The organism is Neorhizobium huautlense, from assembly GCF_030811685.1.
GTDB lineage: Bacteria > Pseudomonadota > Alphaproteobacteria > Rhizobiales > Rhizobiaceae > Neorhizobium > Neorhizobium huautlense_A.
Window position 1 is genome coordinate 1 of sequence record NZ_JAUSRF010000024.1, and the last position, 18,825, is coordinate 18,825.

Genomic DNA, 18,825 nt, shown 5'->3' on the forward strand with positions numbered 1-18,825 from the left:
CTCGGTGACATCATCAGCCTCTTCTCAGTCGATGAGTGCAGAAACTTCTTCAAGGCAGCAGGATATGAGGCCGAATAGATGCGACACGCTTTAGCGGAACCATGAAGACTGCTCCAGGGTTGTATCGACCTACATCCTCCAGTAGCAATATCGCGACGATCACGATGCCGATCGTGAATACTGCGTAGAAGAGACGCAGGATTGATCCCAGAAAACCAGGCACATCTTTTCTCAGGATGTTTCCGCAATGAACGCAGGTCATCGCATTGCTGGATACCGTACCTTGACAATCCGTGCACATCAAAAGCGCCATGGAACTCCCCCGCTGTCGGTATTAACACGATGCACGATTTAGGGTTGTGTTTCAATCTGAGTTTCACGTGTTTCCACTGTTGCTGGAGTGACCTGGTCGCGAGTTGACATAACGCTTTCCTCTTTGTGTGAAACATAGCCGTCCGCCCCACCTGCCGCTATAACACCTCCACGAATCGAACCTCCCGGTGAGCCCCCGCATGAGCCTTGTGAAAAAATTCGCCACCGTCGGCGGTGCCACGCTCGGCAGCCGCATTTTTGGTTTTGCCCGCGAAACCCTGATGGCGGCAGCACTCGGCACAGGCCCGATGGCCGACGTGTTTTACGCAGCCTTCCGCTTCCCTAATCTTTTTCGTCGCCTGTTTGCCGAAGGCGCATTCAACGCCGCCTTCGTGCCGCTCTTCTCCAAGGAGATCGAGGCAAATGGCGTCGAAGGCGCCAAGCGGTTTTCGGAAGAGGTGTTCGGCGTTCTTTTTTCGGCGTTGATGATCATCACCATCGCCATGGAACTGGCCATGCCGTGGCTGGTCACCTGGATCATCGCCCCCGGTTTTGCCGATGATCCGGAAAAGACGTCGATCACCATTCGCCTCGCGGCGGTGATGTTCCCTTACCTGATGTGCATGTCGCTGACGGCGATGATGAGCGGCATGCTCAATTCGCTGCATCACTTCTTTGCCGCCGCCATCGCGCCGGTCTTCCTGAACGTGGTGATGATCGGCGCGCTGTTTTACGCGCTCTGGACCGGTGCCGATCCGCTCTCCACCGCCTGGTATCTGTCCTGGAGCGTGCTGGTCGCCGGTGTTCTGCAGCTGGCCGTGGTCTATTTCGGCGTGCGCCATGCCGGCATAAAAATCGGTTTCCGCCGTCCGCGCATGACCCCCAATGTCAAACGCCTGCTGGTTCTGGCCGTGCCCGCCGCCATTACCGGCGGTGTTACGCAGATCAACCAGATCATCGGCCAGGCCATCGCATCCGGCAAGGAAGGCGCGATCGCCGCCCTGCAATATGCCGACCGCATCTATCAGCTGCCATTGGGCGTGGTCGGTGTTGCCGTCGGCGTCGTGCTTCTGCCGGAACTGGCTCGGGCGCTGAAGGGCGGCAATCTCAAGGAAGCCGCCAATATCCAGAACCGCTCGATCGAATTCGTGCTGTTTTTGACGCTGCCGGCTGCCGCAGGGCTCTGGGTGCTGTCGGATGCCATCATCCGCGTGCTTTATGAGCGCGGTGCATTCTCGGCGGAAAACACCGCCGTGGTCGGTTCCATCCTCGCCATTTATGGTCTGGGTCTTCCCGGTTTCGTGCTGATCAAGGCGCTGCAGCCCGGTTTTTATGCCCGCGAGGACACCAAGACGCCGATGCGCTTCACCATGATGGCCGTCGTCGTCAATTCCGCTCTGGCCATCTCGCTTTTCCCGCTGCTCGAGGAACGCGGCATCGCGACGGCGGAAGCTGCCGCCGGCTGGATCAACACCATCTTCCTGTTTGCAACGCTGGTCTGGCGCGGCCACCTGAAATGGGAATGGGCGTTTGCCCGTCGCACCGCATTGTTGCTGGTCTCGGCCGGCGTCATGGCGGCGGCTTTGACCTATGCGCTGCGTTACGCCGCCCCGTGGCTTTCATCCGGTTCGCATTTCCTGCAGCAGGTCGCGGCGCTCGGCGTGTTGATCGCCATCTCGATGCTCGTCTACTTCTCCGTCGCCTTTTTGATCGGCGGTGCCGATCTCGGCATGATCCGCCGCAATATCAAGCGCAAGCCGAAACAGGCTGCCGCAACGGCTGATCCAGAAAGCTGATCAGCCGCGGCGGTGGTGCCGCTTGAGGTTGGCCAGGCCACCCTTGCCCTTGGATTTGCCGCCGCAATGGGCCCAGCGGCGTTTTGGGCCGATATCGACATGCACGATGCCGTTGCAATAACGGCCGATGCCGCCAATGCCCGGTGCGCCGGCGGCGGCCGCCAGGATCGCCTTTTCCGAAACACCCGGCACGCGGATGTCGGCGGCATAACAGCGGCTGTGCTGCGATGTGCCGGAGCGCGGACGGTGGCCGGAAGTCACCATCGGTTTCTTGCCGGTCTTGGCGCGGATATGGGCGAGGATCGCTTCCAGTTTTTCCGGAAAACAGGCAGTGCGCACGCTGACGCGCTGAACCGTGTAGGCGGCTGAATAGTCATGCTTGAAGGTCGTGCCGCGGCGTTTGCCGCTTTTATCCGCCGCGTCTGCGGAAATGGCTGAAAGGACGACGCTGGCTGTCATAAGGCAGGCAAGCGCGACGCGGGAAAAAATGCGCATTCTGGACTCCGAAACCGTGTCCGTCACTGATGGCGAACGTAAAGCTGATTTCGGGGTATTTCTTTTCTAAAAGTGACGGCAATAAGGGCAAAAATACTCTAATTTAGCAAATCAGTCGCCACAATGATGAATATCCGTTAATGTTTGCGCATTTTTTTACTCAATTTCGGAGTTTTCACGCGGCTTTCGAGTTGTTGTTCACCAATCGCGATACACCCGGTAGCCGGCCATGGTTATCATTCATATTTTCGTAAAATTACCTTCATATTCCGATAGTTGGCATTTTATAGCGAAAGCCGCGTTTCGATGCTGGATCGGGTAAAAATTGCCTTGAAAAGGTGTGTTTCGATCCACCGGGATGATTTGAGGCAGAGATCGCGAAAAAAATCACTCCAGACTTTAAAAAAATGGGGAGGGGGACTGCGCCAATGCCATTTCGGCGGTCTCGAATGGGGCTTTCAGGTGCTCGGAGGCGGTTATCGCCCACTTGATCCCGCCCCATCCGCCGTGCATAAGCCCGGCCGTTAGCAACATGGGCGACATGAGCGCCAAAGGCGGTGTTATCCGTCCTGCTCACCATGCCCTGGGGCCTTCCACAAGCCTGATGAGGACGACATGAACACGTTTAAGCCGCTCGTATTTTCCGGCGTACAGCCGACGGGCAATCTCCATCTCGGAAATTATCTCGGCGCCATTCGCAAATTCGTGGCGCTGCAACAAGATAACGACTGCATCTATTGCGTCGTCGATCTCCACGCCATTACCGCCCAGCTCGTCCATGACGACCTGAAGGGCCAGATCCGCTCCATCGCCGCCGCCTTCATCGCCTCGGGCATCGATCCGGTCAAACATATCGTGTTCAACCAGTCGGCCGTGCCGCAGCATGCCGAGCTCGCCTGGATCTTCAATTGTGTCGCGCGCATCGGCTGGATGAACCGCATGACGCAGTTCAAGGACAAGGCCGGCAAGGACCGCGAAAACGCCTCGCTTGGCCTGCTCGCCTATCCGAGCTTGATGGCTGCCGACATTCTCGTCTATCGCGCCACCCATGTGCCGGTCGGTGACGACCAGAAGCAGCATCTGGAACTGGCCCGCGACATCGCCCAGCGTTTCAACATCGATTTCGGCCCCAAAATCCGCGAGACCGGCACGGGTGTGGACATGATCGTCGGCGAAGAGCCGATCCACGGTTATTTCCCGCTGGTCGAACCGCTGATCGGTGGCCCGGCGCCCCGCGTCATGTCCCTGAAGGACGGCACCAAGAAGATGTCGAAGTCGGATCCGTCGGATCTGTCGCGCATCAACCTGATGGACGATGCCGACACGATTCTCAAAAAGATCCGCAAGGCCAAGACCGATCCGGACGCGCTTCCGAGCGAAGTCGATGGTCTCGAAGGTCGCCCGGAGGCCGGCAATCTTGTCGGCATCTACGCAGCACTTTCGGATCGCACCAAGGCCGACGTGCTTGCCGAATTCGGTGGCCAGCAGTTTTCGGTGTTCAAGCCGGCGCTTGCCGATCTGGCGGTCGAAGTCTTGGCCCCGATCACTACGGAAATGCGCCGCCTGATGGACGACACGACGCATATCGACGCGATCCTCAAGGATGGTGGCGAACGCGCCCGTGCCCGTGCCGAAAACACCATGAACGAGGTTTCCGACATCATCGGCTTCCTGCGCTGATTTCTGCTCGATCTTTGGTCTTTAATAACCCGCCGGTCCACCTGGATCGGCGGGTTTCGCATTTCCGCTCTTTTGTATAATGTCCATCACGACCAGACGGGTCGTGTCAGCGCATTAGGGGGATCGGCATGGTTTCAACTCGGCTTTCGCGCCTCGAAGGGCACCGTCGAAAGTTCATGGCGGTCATCGATGGCACGCCGGAATGCGAAAAGGCCGTGCATTATGCCGGTCGCCGCGCCAAAAATTCCAATGGTGCGTTGCTGTTGCTCTACCTCATCCCCGAAGGCGATTTTCAGCAATGGCTGGGTGTCGAGGCGATCATGCGCGCCGAAGCCCGCGAGGAAGCGGAAGCCGTGATGGCCAAGGCGGCCCAGCGCGTGCGCGAAACCATCGGCATCGATCCGGAAGTGGTGATCCGCGAAGGCAATGCCGCCGAAGAGATCAACACACTGATCGAGGAAGATCAGGATATCGCCATTCTCGTTCTCGCCGCCGGTTCCGCCAAGGAGGGGCCGGGTCCGCTCGTCACCTCGATTGCCGGCCGCACTGCTGCTTTCCCCATTCCTGTCACGGTGCTGCCGAGCACGCTGACCGACGAGGAAATCAACGCTCTGGCCTGACGGTCTTTTGTCCTTGCGCATAAGTCTTCGCTCTTGACCTTGTTTGTGCAAAGGCGCACTTGAACGCAAACCTGAACGGTCTTATCTTCTTTGGAAGAATTCTAAACGAGCGAACGCGTTTTCGCCGGGAGACATGAAATGTTCATTCAGACGGAATCCACGCCGAACCCGGCCACCCTGAAATTCCTGCCGGGCAAGGTCGTGCTGGAAAACGGCACGGCCGAATTCCGTTCCGCTGCCGAGGCTGAAAAGTCTCCGCTTGCTGCGCGTCTGTTCGACGTGCCGGGCGTCACCGGCGTCTATTTTGGTTATGACTTCATCACCGTCAGCAAGAACGATGCCGAATGGCAGCACCTGAAGCCGGCCATTCTCGGCTCGATCATGGAACACTTCATGTCCGGCCAGCCGGTCATGGGCGGCGGTTCCGCCATGGCCGAAGACCTCGATGAAGAAGGCGAGTTCTTTGAAGAAGGTGACGAGACCGTTGTTGCCACCATCAAGGAACTCTTGGAAACCCGCGTTCGTCCGGCTGTTGCGCAGGATGGCGGCGATATCACCTTCAAGGGTTACAAGGACGGCACCGTCTACCTGAACATGAAAGGCGCCTGCGCCGGTTGCCCGTCTTCGACCGCGACGCTCAAGCATGGCGTCCAGAACCTGCTCAAGCATTTTGTGCCGGAAGTTCAGGCCGTCGAAGCCCTCTGATGGATCCCTGCGCCGGCTTGAGGTCGGCGCACCAAACTGCCGGTAATTTTTCATGATCGTTCTTGCCCTCGACACCGCCGGCATCGATTGTTCGGTCGCGCTCTATGACGCGACGGCCGACAAAATCCTCTCCGTACAGACCGAGATGATCGGCAAGGGCCACGCTGAAAAGCTGATGGCGCAGATCGAAGCGGCGTTGGCGCAGGCTGGCATCACGCTGAAGGATGTGGGGCGCATCGCCGTCACCATCGGTCCCGGCTCGTTCACCGGCATCCGCGTCGGTGTCGCGGCTGCCCGTGGATTTGCGCTGTCGCTCGGTATCGAGGCGGTCGGCATCACGACGCTCGAAACCATGGCCACGCATCAACTGGAAAGCGCTGCCGGCCACCCGGTCATCGCCGCCATGGATGCCAAGCGCGGCGAGATTTACGCCCAGCCCTTTGGCGCCGATGGTTCGCCGCTGGAAGAGGCGCAGGCATTGCCGCCGGAAGCCGTCACCGCTCTCGCCACGCATTACAGCGCAACCATTTTTGGTACCGGAGCCGTCGCCATTGCCGCCGCTGAAGCCGGTGAAATCAGCGAACCCGGCATAAAAACCGTGCCGGACCGGTTCGATATCGCCACTGTTGCAAAGCTCGGCGCTGCAAAACCCTTCGGCAGTGCAAAACCGAAACCGCTTTACCTTCGCGGGCCGGATGCTAAACCTCAGACAGGATTCGCATTGGCCCGTTCCTGAGAAGCGCATGAGCGACGATTACCTGAGTTTGAAACCCACGTTCGAAATCGTCGCCATGAAGGCAGATGACTGCCATGCCGTTTCGGAACTGCATGGGGCACGTTTCGCCCGCCGCTGGAATGATGGCGAAATCCACAGCCTTCTGTCCCAGGAAAACACTTTTGCTTTTGTCGCCTACCAGACCAATGCCTTCTTTCGTCGTCCGCTAGGCGGTTTCGTTCTCGCCCGTGAAGTGGCGGGCGAAGCCGAGATTTTGACGGTTGCCGTGTCAGAAAAAGTCGGTCGCACAGGCCTCGGTTGGCGGCTCATGCAATCGGCCATCAGGGAAGCCGCGGAACGCGGCGGTGAGACGATGTTTCTGGAGGTGGAAGACGGAAATGTCGCTGCCATCGGCCTTTATCGCAGGCTCGGTTTTTTGACGGTCGCTACCCGTCCGGCCTATTACGAAACAGCCGATGGCAAGAAGGCGGCGGCGCTTGTCATGCGCCGTGATCTTGGTTAGACCCGACCTTTACTAAACGCATGAAGCAGGACCGAACGACGTGACAGATCTTACCAAATCTCTGGAGGAACTGTGTGCCGAGCGGGGTATGCGGATGACCGACCAGCGTCGCGTCATAGCCCGCACGCTGCAGGAATCGGACGACCACCCGGATGTCGAGGAGCTCTATCGCCGCTCCTCCAAGGTCGATCCGCGCATCTCCATCTCGACCGTCTACCGCACGGTCAAACTGTTCGAGGATGAGGGCATCATCGAGCGCCACGATTTCCGCGATGGCCGCTCGCGGTATGAAACCGTGCCGGAAGAACACCATGATCACATGATCGACGTGCAGTCGGGCACGGTGATCGAGTTCCATTCGGCCGAAATCGAAGCCTTGCAGGAACGCATCGCCCGCGAACATGGCTTTCGCCTCGTCGGCCACCGGCTCGAGCTTTACGGCATCCCGCTCGACAAGGACGATCCTTGATCACCTGGATACGGATCTTTTTCATCATCACGGGCCTCGTGTTGACGACACTGGTTCTTTTGCCGTTCCAGCTGGTCGGCCTCGCGTTTGATCTGAAAATCCGCCGATACATTCCCCGCATATGGCACCGTATCGCTTGCTGGCTGATGGGTATCCGCATCCGCGTGCATGGCTCGGTCGAGCGCCGCCGCCCGGTCTTGCTGTCGGCGAACCACGCCTCCTGGAAGGATATTCTCGTTCTCGGCGCGGTCGCCGATGTCGCTTATATCGCCAAGATCGAGGTGGCCGGCTGGCCGGTCTTCGGAACATTGGCCAAGTTGCAAAAGACGATTTTTGTAGTGCGTGAGCAGAAGCGCCGCACCGGTGAACAGGTCAACGAAATCGCCCAGCGCATGACTGGCGGTGAAATCGTCGTGCTGTTCCCAGAGGGCACGACATCGGATGGCAACCGCCTTCTTGATGTCAAATCCTCGCTGTTCGGCGCCGCCACCGCTGCCGCGCCGCATACGCCTGACAAGGTCGTTTATGTCCAGCCGGTGACGATCGCCTATACCGGCATCTACGGCATGCCGATGGGCCGTTACCACCGTCCGATCGCCGCATGGCCCGGCAGTATCGAATTGCTGCCGCATCTGATGGGCATTTTCAAAGCCGAGGCGATCGATGTGGATGTCGATTTCGGCGAGGCAATCCCTTTTCGCGAGGGCGATAATCGCAAACACCTGAGCGCCGCCGTCATTGCGTCGATGAAGCGCATGTTGCGGGATCGGCTTTATGGCGTGCGCAAGAAGACGCCGGATGCCGAAATCGCCGAAACCGGTCTTGAGCCAGCCGAAGAAGAGGCGCCGTAACAGAGCCCTTCAAATCCGGCCTTTCTTGCGGTAAAGAGCGGCCATGAACCAGATCACCGTCATTTCCCCGGACACGGCCGAAAAGGCTGACGTCGCCAGTAACACCCGCAAGGTTTTCATCAAGACCTACGGCTGTCAGATGAACGTTTACGACAGCAATCGCATGGGCGATGCGTTGGCGAGCGAAGGTTATGTGACGACCGAGGAAATGGGCGAGGCGGATCTGATCCTCTTGAACACCTGTCACATCCGCGAAAAGGCGGCCGACAAGGTCTATTCGGCGCTCGGCCGTCTGCGCGACATGAAGCGCACCCGCGCCGAACATGGCCGCGAACTGATGATCGGCGTGACCGGCTGTGTGGCCCAGGCCGAAGGCGAGGAAATTCTGCGCCGTGCACCGGCTGTCGATGTCGTGGTCGGCCCGCAGACCTATCACCGCCTGCCGCAGGCCTTGGCCCGCGCCCGTCAGGGTGAACGTGTGGTCGAGACGGATTATGCCGTCGAGGACAAGTTCGAGCACCTGCCGAAGGTGGACAAGGCCAAGGCGCGTTCGCGCGGTGTCACCTCTTTCCTGACCGTGCAGGAAGGTTGCGACAAGTTCTGCACCTTCTGCGTCGTGCCTTACACACGCGGTTCGGAAGTGTCCCGCCCGGTTTCGCAGATCATCGATGAAGCCATGCGACTGGTGGACAGTGGCGTGCGTGAAATCACTTTGCTGGGCCAGAACGTCAATGCCTGGCGCGGCGAAAGCCCGAAGGGCGGCGAATGGGGCCTTGGCGAACTGCTCTATCGCCTCGCCGAAATCCCCGGCCTTGCGCGCCTGCGTTACACGACCAGCCATCCGCGCGACATGGACGACTGTCTGATCGAGGCGCATCGCGATCTGCGGGCGCTGATGCCTTATTTGCACCTGCCGGTTCAGGCCGGTTCCGACCGTATCCTAAAGGCCATGAACCGCCGCCACACCGGCGCCGAATATCTGCGCCTGATCGAGCGCATCCGTAACGCCCGTGCCGATATCGCCATGTCGGGCGATTTCATCGTCGGTTTCCCGGGCGAGACGGATCAGGATTTCGAAGACACGCTGAAAATCGTCGAGGACGTGAAATACGCCTCTGCCTATTCGTTCAAATATTCCACCCGTCCGGGAACACCCGGCGCCGAACTCGGTTCGCAGGTAGATGAAGCAGTGAAGACCGAAAGGCTGGAACGGCTTCAGGCTCTGCTGCTTCGCCAGCAGCAGGAATTCGCCGAAGGCTGCGTTGGAAAAACCATCGATCTTCTGCTGGAAAAACCCGGCCGCATGCCCGGCCAGCTGATCGGCCGGTCGCCTTGGCTGCAGTCTGTGAATGTTGATGCAAAAGAATCGCAAATCGGTGACATTATTCAGGTACGAATCATCGGAACGGGGCCGAACAGCTTGTTTGCCGAGAGGGCAGGGGCTTAATATAGGCACCATCAGCAACAGGAGCCTGCCTATTGGTCGAACGTGAATTGGTTTCTTCATCAGCGCGCCAGCCACGCCCAGCCGCGACCGACGCAAATCACTTCATTCTGACGTTCGAGAACAACAGGCTCGCCAGCGAACTGTTTGGTCAGTTCGACCAGAACCTCAAGCTTTTGGAACAGCGGCTCAACGTGGATGCCCGCGCACGCGGCAATTCCGTGACCATCTCGGGTGAAGTAACGGCCACCAATCAGGCCCGCCGCACTCTGGATGTTCTCTATGAGCGTCTGCAGAAGGGCGGTTCGGTGGAGCTCTCGGATGTCGAAGGTGCCATCCGCATGGCGCAGGCGGCCGATGATCAGCTGCAGCTGCCGACGCTGGAAAAGAAAGCCCGGCTGTCGATGAGCCAGATCTCCACCAAGAAGAAGACCATTCAGGCCCGCACGCCGACGCAGGACGCTTATATGCGCGCTCTGGAACGCACCGAGCTGGTTTTCGGTGTCGGTCCTGCCGGTACGGGCAAAACCTATCTCGCCTGCGCCCACGCGGCCCAGCTTCTGGAGCGCGGTGCCGTCGACAAGATCATCCTCACCCGCCCCGCCGTCGAAGCGGGCGAGCGCCTCGGTTTCTTGCCGGGTGACATGAAGGAGAAGGTCGATCCCTATCTGCGCCCGCTTTATGACGCGCTTTACGACATGATCCCGGCCGACAAGGTCGACCGTGCGATCACCGCCGGTGTCATCGAGATCGCGCCTCTTGCCTTCATGCGCGGACGCACGCTGTCCAATGCTGCGATCATCCTCGACGAGGCCCAGAACACCACATCGATGCAGATGAAGATGTTCCTGACGCGTCTGGGTGAGAATGGACGCATGATCATCACCGGTGACCCGAGCCAGGTCGACTTGCCGCGCGGCGTCAAATCCGGTCTGGTCGAGGCATTGCATATCCTGAAAGGTGTCGAAGGCCTCGCCGTCGTCCGCTTTCAGGATACGGATGTCGTGCGTCACCCGCTGGTCGGCCGCATCGTGCGTGCCTATGACGCGCAATATGCCGTCCATGAGGAAAGCGAGGAACTCGACCGCCGATAAGCGGCCGAGAATTTTTTGATGCCCGAACTCGATATTCAGATCAGCGTGGAAGAAGGCGGCTGGCCGGACGAGGAAACCCTGTTCGCGCTCAGCGAAAAGGTGCTCCAGGCCGCCGCAAACTTTCTTTCGGAAGAAGAAAAACAACCTTTTCCGCCGCTGCCGGTAGAAATTTCTCTCGTCTTTACCGACGACGAATCCATCCGCCAGATCAATGCCGAATGGCGGCAAAAGGATAAGCCGACCAATGTCTTGTCCTTCCCCGCCTATCCGCTGGAACCGGGTGGCAAGCCCGGTCCCATGCTGGGCGATATCGTGATTGCACGTGAAACGGTTGCTCGCGAGGCGGTTGATCTCGACAAGGATTTCGACGATCATCTCACACATCTGATGGTGCACGGGTTCCTGCATCTCTTCGGTTACGACCACATCGAAAAGGATGAGGCGGAAGAGATGGAAGGGCTCGAGACTCGCATTTTGGCCGCACTTGGGCTATCTGACCCCTATGCGGGACAAGACCCGATAATATAGTCTGGAACAATGAACGATCATTCGAGCAATGCTGCCGCCCGTGACGGCAATGCGGAATCGTCCTCCTCAGAAGAGGGCGGAAGTCCGTTACGTCACGAAAATACCAACCGGACCCAGTCGTCCTTCTGGTCTCGCGCCGTTCGGCTGCTGAGACCCTCGCAGGGCGAAAGACTGCGTGAGGATCTGGCCGACGCGCTGATGACCGATGCGGCCGTCAGCAACGCGTTCTCGCCCGAAGAGCGGGCAATGCTGCACAACATCCTGCGCTTCCGCGAAGTCCGCGTCGAAGATGTGATGATCCCCCGCGCCGACATCGAAGCCGTCGACATGACGATGACATTAGGCGACCTCCTGATCCATTTCGAAGAAACCGGCCGTTCGCGCATGCCCGTCTATGCCGATACGCTGGATGATCCGCGCGGCATGGTGCATATCCGCGATCTCTTGTCCTATCTGGCCAAGCAGGCCCGCAACAAGCGCCGTGGTGCTACGCCGCGCACCGTGCAGGTGGATGTCGCGGCAGATGGTGCAACTGCCGAAAAGCCCGTGCGCACCGCCAAGGCCGCCTTCGATCTCGGTCGTGTCGATCTGACCAAGACCGTTGCCGATGCCGGTCTGGTGCGAAAGATCCTGTTCGTGCCGCCCTCCATGCTTGCCTCCGAGCTTCTGAGCAGCATGCAGGCCGCCCGCACCCAGATGGCTCTGGTCATCGATGAATATGGTGGCACCGATGGTCTCGTCAGCCACGAGGATATCGTCGAGATGGTCATCGGCGATGTCGAGGACGAACACGACGATGACGAAGTCATGTTCTCGCAGGTCAGCGAAGATGTGTTCGTTGCCGATGCCCGCGTCGAGCTGGAGGAGATCTCCGAGGCGATCGGTCCGGATTTCGATGTGCGTGTGCAGCTCGAAGACGTCGATACGCTCGGCGGCCTGATCTTTTCCGCGCTGGGTCGCATCCCGGTGCGGGGCGAGGTCGTGCAGGCGGTGCCGGGCTTCGAATTCCAGATCCTCGAGGCCGATCCACGCCGCATCAAGCGCGTCCGCATCCTGCGCAAACGGGCTGCCGCTCGTCGTCGCCTCAAGAGCGATCTCGAGCATTCGCCGGAAGCAGAAGCTGCGGTTGGCGGTGAAGTGACGCCGATCAACGGCATCGTGCCGCCACAGCCGACGCGCGTGGAACAACCGCGCACCTGACCGATTTCAAATGCAGGTTTCATGCGGCACGCGAAAGCGTGCCGTTTTGCATTCTGCAACGCGAGACAAACTGCACGGACAAGCTGCACGACAAGAGCCGGTTTTTTTGGAACACTGCCGCGGGTTTGATTCGGGCGATATGAGGGTGTGAATGGAGCGGCTTGCAGGCAAGGTCATGCTTCTTTGGGGCTGGCGGCGGGCGCTTCTGGCGATCGTGGCCGGAGCGATTGGTGCCTTGGCACTGCCTCCGGTGGGTTTTTTCGCCGCCTTCTTTATCTCCTTCACATTGCTCGTCTGGCTGATGGATGGCTCGACTGCGGGTTCGGAAGGCGGTTTTTTCCGGCGCTTCCGCTCCACCTTCATTCTCGGCTGGCTGTTCGGTTTCGGGTATTTCGTGGCGGGCCTCTGGTGGCTCGGCAATGCGCTTCTGGTGGATTCCGATGAATTTGCCTGGGCGCTGCCGCTGGCGATCTTTGGTCTGCCGGCCTATCTCGCGCTGTTTTACGGACTGGCGGCGGCGCTCGCCGGCATCCTCTGGTCGGATGGTCTGGGGCGTCTGGCGGCGCTGGCGCTTGGTTTCGGTATCGGTGAATGGCTGCGCAGCTTCATCCTCACCGGGTTTCCGTGGAACACGATTGCTTATGGCATCATGCCGATCCCGCTGATGATGCAATCGGCCGGCGTGGTCGGCATTTTCGGTCTCTCCATGCTCGCCGTCTTCATCTTTGCGGCGCCGGCATTGATCGGCACCCGCAAGGGCATGGTCGGCGGCCTTGCGATCGCCGTTCTGCTGTTTACCGCCCATCTCGGTTATGGCGCATGGCGGTTGCATGGCGCGGATGCGCTGATGGCAGCGCGCCCGCAACAGGATGTGTCGGTACGCCTCGTTCAGCCGGTCATCGATCAGGCTCGAAAAATGGACAATAGCGACCGCGTGGCGATCTTCGAGGAACATCTGGCTCTGAGTTCCGCTCCGCCCGCCGAAGGCGCCAGGCGCCCCGACGTGATCGTCTGGCCGGAAACCTCTCTGCCCTTCATTCTCACGCAGAACCAGGATGCATTGGCACGTATTGCCGATGTTCTTGAGGATGGTCAGGTGCTGATTGCCGGTGCCGTACGCGCCGAAGATGCGGGGCCGGGGCGTCCGCCACGTTATTACAATTCGGTCTATGCGATCGACAGCCAAGGCCAGATTATCGGCGCCAGCGACAAGGTGCATCTTACACCCTTTGGCGAGTACCTGCCTTATGAAGACTTTTTTAACTCTGTCGGCATCGGCAACATCGTTGACATGCCCGGTGGTTACACGGCCGGTAGCCGGCGTTCGTTGATCACGCTTCCGTCCGGTGCCAGCTTCTATCCGCTGATATGCTACGAGGCGATTTTCCCGGACGAGATTTCTGCGGATGCCGAAAAGGCGAGTGTTATCCTCAACATAACCAATGATGCCTGGTTCGGCATCACGCCGGGTCCTTACCAGCATTTTCAGCAGGCGAGGGTGCGTGCAATCGAGACGGGTCTTCCTCTGATTCGGGATGCCAACAACGGCATATCGGCGGTGGTAGACCCCTTCGGACGCATGTCCACAGGTTTAGATCTTAATCACAAAAGCGTGATCGATTCTACTTTTGGTGGTGGACCTGTCTCGCATTGGACCAATTTTGCTCGTGAAACGCACCTATGGTTGATTGCAGCTGCAATGTTTCTGATTGCAGTGATTTCGCGTCAAGGTTTTAAATCTCGCGTCAATTGACCAAAAACCCCCAAAATTGCATAGTATGGGCAGCCTATCGTGTTGCCATATACTTTCTCGTTTATGTTGCGTGCAGCTAAATTAGCAATGAGTGTATTTACACACGTGATACGGGTCATGGGGATTGATAGCAACTTAAGTAGGACTGTGAGATGATTGAAAACAAGAAGAAGCCGAATCCGATCGACATTCATGTTGGTAGCCGTATTCGTCTTCGCCGCACGATGCTGGGTATGAGTCAGGAAAAGCTGGGCGAAAGCCTCGGCATTACTTTCCAGCAGATCCAGAAATACGAGAAGGGTACCAACCGCGTTGGTGCAAGCCGTCTTCAGAATATTTCGAGCATACTGAACGTACCGGTCTCTTTCTTCTTTGAAGATGCGCCGGGCGATCAGGCCAATGGCCAGTCCGGAATGGCTGAAGCCTCCAGCTCGAACTACGTTGTCGACTTCCTGTCGTCCTCGGAAGGCCTGCAACTCAACCGCGCGTTCGTGAAGATCTCCGATCCCAAGGTCCGTCGCCGTCTGGTTGATCTGGTCAAGACGCTCGCTGCCGAAGCGGATACTGAATAACGCTTTCCTCCCAAGACTGCGTATTCGAAAGCGGCCTCACGGCCGCTTTTTTCGTTTCCGCATCAGGGTCATCGCATCAGAACTGTCGCAAGCCTGCCGCATCGGCGCGAAATCATCGCATAAAGATATATTTATGTCGTTGTGTTCTTGTTTTCAAAGGCCGAAGTCACTAAACATTCGGCGAGTTGTTCTTGAGGGGAATCCCAACATGCGTGCCAACTACCTCTTCACCAGCGAATCCGTTGCTGAAGGCCATCCTGACAAGGTTTGCGATCGTATTTCGGATGAGATCGTGGATCTGGTCTACCGGGAAGCGGTCAAGACCGGTGTAAATCCCTGGAGTGTACGCATTGCCTGCGAAACGTTGGCAACGACCAACCGCGTCGTGATTGCCGGTGAGGTTCGCCTGCCGCCAAGCCTGATGAAGAAGGACAAGAACGGCAACGACGTCATCAATCCGTCGAAGTTCAAGTCCGCCGCCCGCAAGGCCATTCGTGACATCGGTTACGAGCAGGAGGGTTTCCACTGGAAGACGGCAAAGATCGACGTGCTTCTGCATTCGCAGTCGGCCGATATCGCGCAGGGCGTCGATAGCGCAGCCGACCAGCAGGGTGACGAGGGCGCCGGCGACCAGGGCATCATGTTCGGTTACGCCTGCAAGGAAACGCCGGACCTGATGCCGGCTCCGATCTATTATTCGCACAGGATCCTGTCGCTGCTCGCGACCGCCCGCAAGAAGGGCGAGGGCGATGCCGGCAAGCTTGGCCCCGATGCCAAAAGCCAGGTGACGGTGCGTTACGAAAACGGCAAGCCGGCCGGTGTTGCCTCGATCGTTCTGTCCACGCAGCATCTCGACGAAAGCTGGGATTCCAAGAAGGTTCGCCAGGTTGTCGAGCCCTATATCCGCGAAGCCATCGGCGACCTGCCGATCGATGCGGATTGCAAGTGGTACATCAACCCGACCGGCAAGTTCGTCATCGGCGGTCCGGATGGTGATGCGGGCCTGACCGGCCGCAAGATCATCGTCGACACCTATGGTGGTGCGGCCCCGCATGGCGGCGGCGCCTTCTCCGGCAAGGACACGACCAAAGTCGACCGTTCGGCAGCCTATGCCGCCCGTTACCTCGCCAAGAACGTTGTTGCAGCAGGCCTCGCCGAGCGTTGCACGATCCAGATTTCCTACGCGATCGGTATTGCCCAGCCGCTGTCGATCTATGTCGATCTGCACGGCACCGGCAACAATGTCACGGAAGATCAGGTCGAAGCGGCCATCCGCAAGACCATGGACCTGTCGCCGGGCGGCATTCGCCGTCACCTCGATCTCAACAAGCCGATCTATGCCAAGACCGCATCCTACGGCCATTTCGGCCGCAAGAGCGGCCGCGACGGTTCCTTCTCCTGGGAGAAGACCGATCTCGTCAAGCCGCTCAAGGAAGCCCTGAAGGTCGCCTGATCGGCCTTTACGGACCATCGCAAAAAACTGTAAAGCGGGTATCTCTTCGCGGAGATATCCGCTTTTTGATTTCGAAAGACCGACCATGACCGAACCATCGCATCCCACCCGCGCGACCGAAGCCTTTTTCGGCAGACGCAAGGGCAAGCCGCTGCGCGAACGCCAGGCGGAAACGATGGATACAGTCCTGCCGGCGCTTTCCGTCGATCTCAACACCGAGGCGCCCAAAAACCTGGGTGAGCTGTTTCCGTTCACGCCGGAGCGTATCCGTCTCGAGATCGGTTTCGGCGGCGGCGAACATCTGGTGCATCGCGCACAGGAAGAGCCGACGACCGGCTTTATCGGCGTCGAGCCCTTCGTCAATTCGATGGCCAAGCTTCTGGGCCGCGTCGGCGAACTGGAGCTGAAGAATGTCCGCGTTTACGCCGACGATGCGACGCAGCTCCTCGACTGGATGCCGGAAGCCTGTGTGGATCGCATCGATCTTCTCTACCCGGACCCATGGCCGAAAAAGAAGCATTGGAAGCGCCGCTTCGTGTCACAGGTCAATCTTACCCGCTTTCACCGCGTGCTGAAACCGGGCGGGCTGTTCTGCTTCGCCTCGGATATCGATACCTATGTGAACTGGACGCTGACCCATTGCCATGAACACGGTGGCTTTGCCTGGACGGCACAAGAGCCCGCAGACTGGCTGACGCCTTTCGCCGGCTGGCCGGGCACGCGCTACGAAGCCAAGGCCAAGCGCGAAGGCCGTTCCTCGGCCTATCTCACCTTCAAGCGCGTCTGACGCGCAAGCATCTCGGCAGAGACAATAATGGCGCGGTTGTTTTCACACACCCGCGCCAGAATGTATTTAATTTAGTGAAGGCTGACGGTGCGCAACTCGTCTTCCGCTGCCTTGAAAAAGGTGCTGGAACGGTTGTCGCTCAGGAGGATCGGCGTGCCGTCGGCGCCGAACAGCGCCCAGAGGTCAAGAGCCGGATCGATATCGGGAGCTTCCGGAAAACAGCGCGACACTTCTTCCGAGCGCATCCTGCGGATATAGCCGACTTCACCGGCGCCGAGGTCCACAAGTTCATTCTGCGTCAGGCGCGCAGTGGCTTCTTTAAGCAGCATTCCAGCCTCCGTCTTGAGGGCATTCCGGCATCGTCGCCGTTGACCTACTCTGAGACGGAAATATTAATTTTTCGCACCATGCGCTCCGGTTCCGGGCGAATGAGATCCACCGAGAGCAATCCGTTGCGCAATCCCGCACCCCCCACCTGCATGCCGTCGGCCAGCACGAACACGCGCTGGAACTGGCGCGCCGCAATGCCGCGATAGAGGTAGTCGCGATCGGGAACGTCGATCTGGCGGCCGCGGATAATCAGCTGATTTTCCTCGACGGTGACCTCTAGTTCCTCTTCGGAAAACCCGGCGACGGCTATGGTGATGCGCAACCGTTCGACGCCGCTGGCATCGGCGGCAATGCGTTCGATATTATAGGGCGGATAACCGTCATTCGCCTTGGCAAGGCGTTCGAGGGTCTTTTCCATCGCATCGAAACCCAGAAACAGCGGGCTCGCGAAGGTCGTGGTTCGGCTCATGTCTTTCAGTCCTTGAATTCAAGCGACCATGTCCGCACCCAAAGAAGGCATGCGGTTGTGACATTCATATGGGAAATCCGGGGCCTTGCTGCAAGCGCTGAAAGCGCCCGCAGCCAAGGGAAATGCCTCAAAGATGTGCGGCAACCTCTTCCGCCGTCGGGATCGACGGCTGCGCACCGGCCTTCAGGCAGGCAAGCGAACCGGCGACAGCGGCGCGACGAAGCGCATCGGGGAAATCCAGCCCCTGTTCGAGGCCGGAAACGAGGTAACCACAGAACGTGTCGCCGGCGCCGACCGTATCGACGGGCACGATGTCCAGCCCCTTGGCCTTGTGAACCATGCCGTTGCGCACCGCGATGACGCCTTCGCTGCCGAGCGTGACGACCAGTGCCTGCCCCCGCTTCGAATGCCATTCCAGCATCGCGGCTTCGCGCTCGTCGGCGCGTGTAATGGTCCGGCCGACCAGCAGCGAAAATTCCGTCTCGTTGGCAACGACGATATCGGCAAGCGTTGCCAGCTCGGCCGCTTCAGGTGTCAGCGGCGCGGTGTTGAGAATGCTGACGATATGCTGGGCGCGGGCGGAGCGCAGCGCGCGCTCGACGCTTGCCGCCGGGATTTCCAGCTGCAGCATCAAGAGGCTGCCAGCGCGCATCGTGCCGACGGCGATATGGGCCTGATCGTCATCGATCGTGCCATTGGCGCCGGGCACCACAACGATCATGTTTTCACCGTCACCGCCCACGAGGATCTGTGCCGTGCCGGTCGGTTCGCTGCTGCGGCTCACGGCGGAAAGATCGACGCCGGCCTGATCGAGAAGCTCCAGAGCCGGTTTGGCAAACTCGTCCTCACCCACGGCACCCGCCATGCGCACACTGCTGCCGGCGCGTCGCGCTGCCAGCGCCTGGTTGGCGCCTTTGCCGCCGGCGGCCGTGGAAAAGCCGGTGCCGGCCACGGTTTCGCCGGGCTGCGGCAGGCGGGGCGTGGTGGCGATAAGGTCCATGTTGATGGAGCCGAGGACAGTGATCATGA

21 protein-coding genes are annotated in these 18,825 nt (G+C 59.3%); 16 read left to right on the forward strand and 5 right to left on the reverse strand.

The features are described 5' to 3' along the window. Positions 1 to 49: 49 nt before the first annotated feature. On the reverse strand, positions 50 to 313 hold the full coding sequence (locus tag J2T09_RS24730; RefSeq protein ID WP_306839649.1) for a hypothetical protein: 264 nt from the start codon (positions 311 to 313) through the stop codon (positions 50 to 52). A 199-nt stretch (positions 314 to 512) separates the two neighbouring features. Here J2T09_RS24730 and murJ point away from each other — a divergent pair, with 199 nt between their 5' ends. Continuing rightward, positions 513 to 2,108, forward strand: a complete 1,596-nt coding sequence (murJ, locus tag J2T09_RS24735; RefSeq protein ID WP_306839650.1) for a murein biosynthesis integral membrane protein MurJ — start codon at positions 513 to 515, stop codon at positions 2,106 to 2,108. Here murJ and J2T09_RS24740 read toward each other — a convergent pair whose 3' ends face one another. Continuing rightward, positions 2,109 to 2,603 (reverse strand): D-Ala-D-Ala carboxypeptidase family metallohydrolase, encoded by a 495-nt coding sequence (locus J2T09_RS24740; RefSeq protein ID WP_306839652.1) that lies wholly within the window; start codon positions 2,601 to 2,603, stop codon positions 2,109 to 2,111. Between the two features lie 615 nt (positions 2,604 to 3,218). On the opposite strand from J2T09_RS24740, the gene trpS reads away from it, so the two are divergent. The 15 genes from trpS to trmB all read left to right on the forward strand — a co-directional run bounded on the left by trpS (position 3,219) and on the right by trmB (position 16,997). Continuing rightward, on the forward strand, positions 3,219 to 4,283 hold the full coding sequence (gene trpS / locus J2T09_RS24745) for a tryptophan--tRNA ligase (RefSeq protein ID WP_306839654.1): 1,065 nt from the start codon (positions 3,219 to 3,221) through the stop codon (positions 4,281 to 4,283). A gap of 128 nt (positions 4,284 to 4,411) precedes the next feature. Next, entirely contained in the window at positions 4,412 to 4,903 is a 492-nt protein-coding gene (locus tag J2T09_RS24750) for a universal stress protein (RefSeq protein WP_306839656.1), read from the forward strand. Between the two features lie 138 nt (positions 4,904 to 5,041). Beyond that, positions 5,042 to 5,608 carry a NifU family protein gene (locus J2T09_RS24755; RefSeq protein WP_306839658.1) on the forward strand — a complete coding sequence of 189 codons (567 nt, stop codon included), beginning with the start codon at positions 5,042 to 5,044 and terminating at the stop codon, positions 5,606 to 5,608. 52 nt (positions 5,609 to 5,660) lie between these two features. Further along, positions 5,661 to 6,344 (forward strand): tRNA (adenosine(37)-N6)-threonylcarbamoyltransferase complex dimerization subunit type 1 TsaB, encoded by a 684-nt coding sequence (tsaB, locus tag J2T09_RS24760; protein ID WP_306839660.1) that lies wholly within the window; start codon positions 5,661 to 5,663, stop codon positions 6,342 to 6,344. Between the two features lie 7 nt (positions 6,345 to 6,351). After that, the gene (locus J2T09_RS24765; RefSeq protein WP_306839662.1) at positions 6,352 to 6,846 is read left to right on the forward strand and encodes a GNAT family N-acetyltransferase; all 495 of its coding nucleotides are present in this window, start codon (positions 6,352 to 6,354) and stop codon (positions 6,844 to 6,846) included. Between the two features lie 40 nt (positions 6,847 to 6,886). Beyond that, complete coding sequence (locus J2T09_RS24770; protein ID WP_112733765.1) at positions 6,887 to 7,315, forward strand: Fur family transcriptional regulator; 429 nt, start codon at positions 6,887 to 6,889, stop codon at positions 7,313 to 7,315. Beyond that, on the forward strand, positions 7,312 to 8,166 hold the full coding sequence (locus tag J2T09_RS24775; RefSeq protein WP_373458638.1) for a lysophospholipid acyltransferase family protein: 855 nt from the start codon (positions 7,312 to 7,314) through the stop codon (positions 8,164 to 8,166). The genes J2T09_RS24770 and J2T09_RS24775 overlap by 4 nt, the downstream gene beginning before the upstream one ends. A gap of 43 nt (positions 8,167 to 8,209) precedes the next feature. Next, positions 8,210 to 9,613: a tRNA (N6-isopentenyl adenosine(37)-C2)-methylthiotransferase MiaB gene (gene miaB / locus J2T09_RS24780; protein WP_306839666.1), complete on the forward strand. Its 1,404-nt coding sequence runs from the start codon at positions 8,210 to 8,212 to the stop codon at positions 9,611 to 9,613. A gap of 32 nt (positions 9,614 to 9,645) precedes the next feature. Further along, positions 9,646 to 10,704 (forward strand): PhoH family protein, encoded by a 1,059-nt coding sequence (locus J2T09_RS24785; RefSeq protein ID WP_306839669.1) that lies wholly within the window; start codon positions 9,646 to 9,648, stop codon positions 10,702 to 10,704. An 18-nt stretch (positions 10,705 to 10,722) separates the two neighbouring features. Beyond that, positions 10,723 to 11,232, forward strand: coding sequence for an rRNA maturation RNase YbeY (ybeY, locus tag J2T09_RS24790; protein ID WP_306839670.1), 510 nt, complete (start codon positions 10,723 to 10,725; stop codon positions 11,230 to 11,232). A gap of 9 nt (positions 11,233 to 11,241) precedes the next feature. Beyond that, on the forward strand, positions 11,242 to 12,432 hold the full coding sequence (locus tag J2T09_RS24795; RefSeq protein WP_306839673.1) for a hemolysin family protein: 1,191 nt from the start codon (positions 11,242 to 11,244) through the stop codon (positions 12,430 to 12,432). A 151-nt stretch (positions 12,433 to 12,583) separates the two neighbouring features. Continuing rightward, complete coding sequence (lnt, locus tag J2T09_RS24800; RefSeq protein WP_306839675.1) at positions 12,584 to 14,185, forward strand: apolipoprotein N-acyltransferase; 1,602 nt, start codon at positions 12,584 to 12,586, stop codon at positions 14,183 to 14,185. 152 nt (positions 14,186 to 14,337) lie between these two features. Beyond that, on the forward strand, positions 14,338 to 14,757 hold the full coding sequence (locus J2T09_RS24805) for a helix-turn-helix domain-containing protein (RefSeq protein ID WP_306839677.1): 420 nt from the start codon (positions 14,338 to 14,340) through the stop codon (positions 14,755 to 14,757). A gap of 208 nt (positions 14,758 to 14,965) precedes the next feature. Further along, entirely contained in the window at positions 14,966 to 16,210 is a 1,245-nt protein-coding gene (metK, locus tag J2T09_RS24810) for a methionine adenosyltransferase (RefSeq protein WP_306839679.1), read from the forward strand. An 85-nt stretch (positions 16,211 to 16,295) separates the two neighbouring features. Beyond that, positions 16,296 to 16,997 (forward strand): tRNA (guanosine(46)-N7)-methyltransferase TrmB, encoded by a 702-nt coding sequence (gene trmB, locus J2T09_RS24815; protein WP_306839682.1) that lies wholly within the window; start codon positions 16,296 to 16,298, stop codon positions 16,995 to 16,997. A gap of 71 nt (positions 16,998 to 17,068) precedes the next feature. On the opposite strand, the gene J2T09_RS24820 is transcribed toward trmB, so the two are convergent. From J2T09_RS24820 to J2T09_RS24830, 3 genes are all read right to left on the reverse strand, one after another. Beyond that, a complete protein-coding gene (locus J2T09_RS24820; RefSeq protein WP_112733747.1) occupies positions 17,069 to 17,326 on the reverse strand; it encodes a DUF1150 family protein in 258 nt (85 codons plus the stop codon). Between the two features lie 44 nt (positions 17,327 to 17,370). Then, the gene (locus J2T09_RS24825; RefSeq protein ID WP_306839685.1) at positions 17,371 to 17,796 is read right to left on the reverse strand and encodes an Hsp20 family protein; all 426 of its coding nucleotides are present in this window, start codon (positions 17,794 to 17,796) and stop codon (positions 17,371 to 17,373) included. A 127-nt stretch (positions 17,797 to 17,923) separates the two neighbouring features. Continuing rightward, positions 17,924 to 18,823 carry a ribokinase gene (locus tag J2T09_RS24830; protein ID WP_306839688.1) on the reverse strand — a complete coding sequence of 300 codons (900 nt, stop codon included), beginning with the start codon at positions 18,821 to 18,823 and terminating at the stop codon, positions 17,924 to 17,926. Between the last annotated feature and the right edge of the window lie 2 nt (positions 18,824 to 18,825).